This is a genomic window from Burkholderia sp. IO2 (assembly GCF_029522185.1).
In the GTDB taxonomy this organism is placed as follows: Bacteria; Pseudomonadota; Gammaproteobacteria; order Burkholderiales; family Burkholderiaceae; genus Burkholderia; species Burkholderia cenocepacia.
Genome location: NZ_JAKWFH010000014.1, coordinates 129,371 through 135,932, shown reverse-complemented (window position 1 = coordinate 135,932; position 6,562 = coordinate 129,371). Strand labels below are relative to the sequence as shown.

Here is a 6,562-nt window from a genome sequence, read left to right as displayed (position 1 = left end):
TTGCCGAACTGCTCAAGCAACTCGGCCGGAATCGCCGGCAGAGCCGCCGGCTGGGCTTTCGGTTTGCGAGGCATAAATTCTCCTTGGGAGCATGTTATGCCTTAAACACAAAATTCCTGACAGGCCCTTGCTTTGGTCTACGGCCGCTGCTCAATTTCGCAGCTTCCCCCTTGCCGCAGCGCATTAGCGGAATAGCCGGACACGATGGGCGCACGAACGGGCACTATTAGCAGAATCTACGAACTTCACACCAGCAGGGCGATTGAACTTGCTGGCGCGCTTGTAAACACTTCTCGCGCCAATTGCGAGCGCTTACATTTCCCCGTCTGCCAATCTCGTTGTCAATGGCGCTGGGCACAGGCGCTACACGTCAAGAAGCAGTTCGCTCCCAGTCAACTTCTGAAAATTTCCGCGCCGGACGATTGCCCTGACGCCGCACACCGACACGCGACACGTGCCGGAACGGGTCAACGGGTTGACGTACGTGCTGATGACTGACTGCGGGAGACGCAAGGGGGGTGTACCATGAATACAAACATCAGATCAAATTCGACATATGAACGGCGGGCGATTGCGCTGCTCGCGCTTGGCTTCGGGCTGGTCGGTCTCGACCGCTGGCTCATTACACCGCTGTTTCCGCAAATGATGCGGGACCTTGGTCTCACCTATCAGGATCTCGGGAACGTCACGGCCGTGCTGGGCCTTGCGTGGGGCGTGTCCGCAATCCTGATGGGACGGCTGTCCGATACGGTCGGCAGACGCAAGATCCTGATCCCCGCGATCATCCTGTTTTCGCTGCTGTCCGGGTCGACCGGCCTCGTCGGAGGTGTCGGCGTGCTCATGTTCACGCGTGTACTGATGGGCATCACGGAAGGCGCGTACTGTCCCGCCAGCTTCGCGGCAGGGGACGACGCGTCGCCTGCCGTGCGACGCGGCCTGAACCTGGGCATCATTCAGGGATGCTTCGCACTGTTCGGACTCGGCCTCGGGCCGATCATCGCCACGCAACTGCTGTCGGTCGTGCCGTCGTGGCGTATCGTGTTCGCCATCGTCGCTGCACCGGGCTTGCTGCTCGCATTCCTGATGTACCGAACGATCCGTGAGCCGGTTCACATCGCCTCGACGGCGTCGCCCGATCGCGCGCCGCATCGGGAGAGCTGGGGTTCGGTGCTTCGATACGGCAACGTGCGCGTCGGCATGGGCGCCATTTTCTGCGCAATGGCCGGACTGTTCGTTCTCGCGGCCATCACCCCCGTGTATCTGACCGACTTCCGTCACATGTCGACGGCACAGATGGGTTTCGTGATGTCGGGTCTCGGATTCGGCGGATTTGCCGGCCAGATCTTCGTGTGCGGCATTTCCGATTCCATCGGGCGCAGAAATGCCGCGAAGATCACCTTTCTCGCCGGCTGTGCATCCCTGCTCGCGTTCGCTTATGCACCGACGATTCCGGCGGTGTTGTTCGTACTCCTGTTTGCAATCGCCTTCTTCTGCTGTGGCGCGATCTCGCTGATGGCGGGGCCGGTTGCGGCCGAGGCCGTACCTTCGTCCCTGACCTCGTCCGCGGTGGGCGCCGTTGTCGGCGCCGGCGAGATCTTCGGCGGCGGTGTCGCCCCGGCCATTGCCGGCTTCATTGCTCAGCACATGGGCCTTCAATTGACGATCCTGTTTGCCTCCGCCGCGCTCGGTGCCGGCTTTCTGCTTGCCTTTCTGTTGCGGGAAACGGCACCGGGAAAAGGAGGCCATGCCATCACGCATGAAAGCATGAGCGCACAGAAAAACTAAACTCCATCGGAGATCGTCAAATGAAACTGCTTCATCGACCGTCAGCCGCGTTGCTGGCGATGGCAACCCTTGGCGGCGTATCGACACACGCACTTGGGCAATCGAGTGTCACGCTGTACGGCATCGTCGATACCGGCCTCGTCTACCAGACCAAGTCCTCCGGCAACGCCGGCGCCTTGAAGGGCGCACTCGATGGCGGGTGGGCGCCGTCGATCTGGGGGCTGAGAGGGCAGGAGGATGTCGGCGGAGGGACCAAGATCGGGTTCGCGCTCGAGAACGGATTCTCGACGACGACAGGGCAATTCGGCAATTCCAACGGCGGTATTTTCGGCCGCCACGCGTACGTCCAGGCAACGGGCGATTTCGGCGACATCAAGGCCGGCCTGCAGTTTTCGCCCTTCTTTCTGGCGATCGGCGGCCGCGACCCGCGCGCCATGTCCAATTTCGCGAGCGCGTTCACGGAATATCTGGGCAAGGTCGGCATCAACGGGATTTTCGATTCGAACTCGCTCGTCTATACGTCGCCGACAGTCGGCGGTTTCACCGGCAGCGTCCAGTACGCACCGGGCGGAATCGCAGGCAGCGGCGTCAAGGGTCGCCGGCTCTCCGGGTCGCTGACTTATGCGGCCGGACCGCTCTCCGCCGACGCGGCGTACTACCAGGCGAAAGACACGGCGACGGGCCGGACCGCCATCGACGGCGCCACGCTAGGTGCGTCATATTCGTTCGAATCGGTGACGGGTTACGCGCTCGCCATTCGTCTGCGCAACAACGAGGCGCCCGGCAGTCCGAACTACATGACTTACGCCGGCGGGCTCTCGTGGAATCCGTCTACCCCGCTTCTCCTGGACTGCGGGGTGTATTACTCGAAGGACAGATCGGCGAGCGGCAGTCATTCGGTGATGTATTCGGCGGGGGCGATGTACTCGTTGTCGGTGAGGACGTCGCTTTATGCACAAGTCGCGCTCGTCAACAATCACGGTGGCATCGGAACGGGCGTCGCCGCCAACGGCGACCTCACCCGAATCCCGGACGGCAATACGCTGGCAGCGTCGGTCGGCATTCAACACCGGTTCTAGTCGAAGCGGTGATCAGTTCAATCACGGGTACTCAAATGACACTGGAACATCCGAAGTACATCGCGGCCATCGTGCAGGCCGCACCCGAATTCCTGAATCTCGACAGGGGAATCGAAAAAACGATCGCACTGATCGACGAAGCCGGGCACAACGGAGCGTCACTGATCGCATTTCCGGAAACCTGGCTGCCCGGATATCCGTTCCATGCGTGGCTCGGGCCGCCCGCATGGGCGCTCGGGGCCGGTTTCGTCCAGCGCTATTTCGACAACTCGATGACGTACGATAGTCCGAACGCCGCTGCCCTGCGGGACGCGGCGGCGCGCAACGGGATGACCGTGGTATTGGGCCTGTCGGAGCGCTGCGGCGGCAGCCTCTATATCGCGCAGTGGATCATCGGCCCGGACGGCGCGACTGTCGCCACGCGTCGCAAGCTGCGGCCGACTCATGTCGAGCGCACCGTGTTCGGCGACGGCGACGGCAGCGATCTGGCAGTGCACGATCTCACCATCGGCCGGCTCGGTGCCCTGTGTTGCTGGGAGCACATTCAACCGCTGACCAAGTACGCGATGTATGCGCAGCACGAACAGGTGCACGTCGCGGCCTGGCCGAGCTTCTCCATGTATGAATTCGCACCCGCTCTCGGCCATGAGGTGAACAACGCGGTCAGCCGGGTATATGCCGTCGAGGGGTCGTGCTTCGTGCTCGCGCCGTGCGCGGTGATCAGCGAGCACATGGTCGACATGCTGTGCGATACGGAAGACAAGCGTGCGATGATCCGCGCCGGCGGCGGGCATGCCACGGCCTACGGGCCGGACGGGCAAGCGCTCGTGGAGAAACTGCCGGAGACGACGGAAGGGTTGCTGTACGTCGACATCGATCTCGGGCGCATCTCGCTCGCGAAGGCCGCGGCGGATCCGGTCGGGCACTACGCGCGTCCCGACGTCCTGAAACTCTGGTTCGACAAGCGGCCGCGGCGGTGCGTGGAGCATGCCGGCGAAAGCGATGCATTGCGAAGGTCGCAATCGCTGGCGCGCGACGCGGCCTCGAGCGAACCCGAAGATGGTCAGGAAGGCGTCGACTGATGGACTAGCCGGAATTCGCGCGGCGTTTTCATGTAATGGGCACGAAACGCCCGGCTGAAATGCGCCGCGCTTGCAAATCCCCAAGTTCCGGCGATCTGCTCGATCGAGCGATGTGCGTGGCATTTGAGCGAGAGCCACTGCGCGCACTGCTCCAGGCGTGCGACGAGAATCATGCGGCCGATGGTGGTGTCGTCGTGCTGAACGAGGCGGTGAAGATAGCGCGCCGACATGCCCAGCGCCGCTGCGGCCATCTCGGCATTCAGATCTGAATTCCTAAGATTGTTCGAGATGAACTGACGCAACTGTTGCAGGTGCATTGCATGAAGATTGGTGCGGGGGCCCGGGCGGACTTGCAGCCATTCCGCCAGCAGTCCGCCGACCAGATCCGCGGCTGACGTAGAAATTTGCGGCGCGATCGGGGAGCGGGCGAGCTGCTCGCGTTCGGCGCACAGCGTGATGAGGTGCTGCGCCACGAGCATGCCCAGACCCTCGGTGCCGGAAATCGTATGCCCGACGAAGGTGTCCCGAAGCGGGATCCGGTACGTGATCAGCGACATCGGGAACCGGATGCAGATTTGGTCGAACGGCTCGGCGAGCTCCCAGCGAAACGGTCTGCGCGAATCGAATAAAACGAGGTCGTGATGGTCGACCGACGCGCAGCGTCCGTCCTGAATCAGCTTGCCTGCCCCCTGCAACTGAAGACTGGCAAGAATATAGTCTCCGTCCGTGTTGGAGACCGACTGGACATCATGCACGGCGACATGCCTTCCGGCAGAAATCCGCGAGACGCAGACGTCGGCGATCGTCGCGCTTTGTATGCTTCCCGAGAAGTGCGCATCCCGCTCGTGCGATATGGCAAGCGGAACGCAGCATTGCGCCGCCATCTGCTCCCATTGGGCGAGCGATTCGCTGGTACGACAATTCGCATTCAGGTTGTCCGGCGATCCCATTCTTCGATCTTCCCACGGCAGGCGGCTGGGCCACATGAGTCTTCTCGACAAATATGGTTTCGCAAAATTCCTGCGTCAATCGGCGACTTCCTGCATCCCGTGTTCTTTTCAATGCGTCCGGTTCGCGCGGAACGGGCGATCGTCGCCGATGCGACGATCGCCGGAATTTCGTATGCCTACCGTCGGCTTGACCGTGCGGATGCGGGAATATGCTGACGGACGACGGCGAGGGCTACGAACACGACCACCATCGCCGAACCAAGCATCAGCAAGTAGCCGGTTCCTCCGGTCGCGGTAATGACGGCCGCACCGGCAAATGCGCTGAGGATTGCGCCGAGCCGGCCGAAAGCAAGCGCGGACGCCGTGCCGGTTGCCCGCACGCCGGTTGAATAGACGTACGCGCAGAGCGCATACATCGTCGACTGGACTGCGTTGACGAACAGGCCGTGTAGCCCGAGTCCAATGATCAGTAGTGCGGTCTGATGCTTCAAGTCCACGCCGAGGATCAGCCATGCACTGACGGCGCCTCCGATGCAGCACAGAAGCAGCGGGCCACGCGAACCGTAGCGAGCGATCGCAATCGCACACGCGAGTGCGCCGAGCACGCCGCCGAGATTGTAGGCGGTCAAGCCGTAGCCGGCGATCGCGACCGACAATCCCTCGCTTGTGAGCATGGCGGGCAGCCAGCTGAACGCCGCATAGACGGCGAGCAGACATGCAAAGAATGCGCTCCAGATCGAAACCGTATCGCGCGCGCGGCCCTCGCGGAACAGGGACACGAATCCCGTCTGCCTTTCGGTTTTCTGCTCGCGTGCATCGGTGAACTGGGTGTCGGCGCCGAGTCGATACCCCATGCGGGCGAGCAGACGCGCGAGGTCGGGCCAGCGGTGCCGGCGCCGCGCGAGATAGCGGGGCGATTCGGGTAACATGGCGAGCAACACGATGCCCAGGATGAGCGGCAGGATGCCGCCTGCGAAGAACAGGCCGCGCCATCCGTATGCCGGCAGCACCTGCGCGGCGAACAATCCGGCGAGCATTCCACCGAGCGGTACGCAAACGATGGTTGCGGTAACGGCAAGCGTCCGATACCGGGCCGGCGTGAATTCGGCCGTGATCGTCGTCGACGTCGGCAGCGCACCGCCGATGCCCAGACCCGCGACGAAGCGCAACGCGGCAATGACGGCGATGTTCGGTGCGAACCCGATCGCGCAGGTCGCGGTGCCGAAAACCAGCACGCTCGCGATCACGGCCCAGCGACGTCCGAACCGATCGGCGAACAGGCCCGCCATTGCGCTGCCGATGCCCATGCCGATCAGGCCGGCGGCGACGACCGGCGCGAAGGCGCCGCGCGTCACGCCCCATTCCTTGATCAGGACCGGGATCGCGAAGCCGATGAGCTGGCTGTCGAAGCCGTCCACGATAATGGAAAGCGCTGCAAGGACGACGGCGATACGCTGTATGAGCGCGTACGGGCCGTGATCGAGCGTGTGCCCGATATCGAGCGATCCGCCGCCGTGCAGGCCGAGCTCGCCTGATGGGGCTCGCGCCTCGGACGACGCGGGAAAGGACGGGTTCATTTTGTCTCCTGGTGCGCGCAGCGCGCCCTTGTGTTTTGAAATGGCCGCGGCAGGTTGCGTGACGATCCGCACCGCGGCCGGCTGCGTGA

5 protein-coding genes are annotated in these 6,562 nt (G+C 63.1%); 3 read left to right on the top strand and 2 right to left on the bottom strand.

The features are described 5' to 3' along the window. The first annotated feature begins 525 nt into the window (after positions 1-525). Genes MMB92_RS11890 through MMB92_RS11880 form a run of 3 tightly spaced genes read left to right on the top strand, consistent with a single transcriptional unit; the run spans position 526 to position 3,946 of the window. Entirely contained in the window at positions 526-1,785 is a 1,260-nt protein-coding gene (locus MMB92_RS11890; RefSeq protein WP_062885771.1) for an MFS transporter, read from the top strand. A 20-nt stretch (positions 1,786-1,805) separates the two neighbouring features. Beyond that, positions 1,806-2,864, top strand: a complete 1,059-nt coding sequence (locus MMB92_RS11885; protein ID WP_080465589.1) for a porin — start codon at positions 1,806-1,808, stop codon at positions 2,862-2,864. A gap of 35 nt (positions 2,865-2,899) precedes the next feature. Beyond that, positions 2,900-3,946, top strand: coding sequence for a carbon-nitrogen hydrolase family protein (locus MMB92_RS11880; RefSeq protein ID WP_062885769.1), 1,047 nt, complete (start codon positions 2,900-2,902; stop codon positions 3,944-3,946). On the opposite strand, the gene MMB92_RS11875 is transcribed toward MMB92_RS11880, so the two are convergent. Continuing rightward, on the bottom strand, positions 3,928-4,932 hold the full coding sequence (locus MMB92_RS11875) for a helix-turn-helix domain-containing protein (RefSeq protein ID WP_080465588.1): 1,005 nt from the start codon (positions 4,930-4,932) through the stop codon (positions 3,928-3,930). The two genes, MMB92_RS11880 and MMB92_RS11875, sit on opposite strands and share 19 nt — an antisense overlap. A gap of 140 nt (positions 4,933-5,072) precedes the next feature. After that, the gene (locus MMB92_RS11870) at positions 5,073-6,473 is read right to left on the bottom strand and encodes an MFS transporter (RefSeq protein WP_277562703.1); all 1,401 of its coding nucleotides are present in this window, start codon (positions 6,471-6,473) and stop codon (positions 5,073-5,075) included. Positions 6,474-6,562: the final 89 nt, after the last annotated feature.

Bases quoted from the DNA above. Each gene is read 5' to 3' on its own strand.
- MMB92_RS11890 (WP_062885771.1), top strand. From the start codon at position 526: ATGAATACAAACATCAGATCAAATTCGACATATGAACGGCGGGCGATT.
- MMB92_RS11885 (WP_080465589.1), top strand. From the start codon at position 1,806: ATGAAACTGCTTCATCGACCGTCAGCCGCGTTGCTGGCGATGGCAACC.
- MMB92_RS11880 (WP_062885769.1), top strand. From the start codon at position 2,900: ATGACACTGGAACATCCGAAGTACATCGCGGCCATCGTGCAGGCCGCA.
- MMB92_RS11875 (WP_080465588.1), bottom strand. From the start codon at position 4,932: ATGTGGCCCAGCCGCCTGCCGTGGGAAGATCGAAGAATGGGATCGCCG.
- MMB92_RS11870 (WP_277562703.1), bottom strand. From the start codon at position 6,473: ATGAACCCGTCCTTTCCCGCGTCGTCCGAGGCGCGAGCCCCATCAGGC.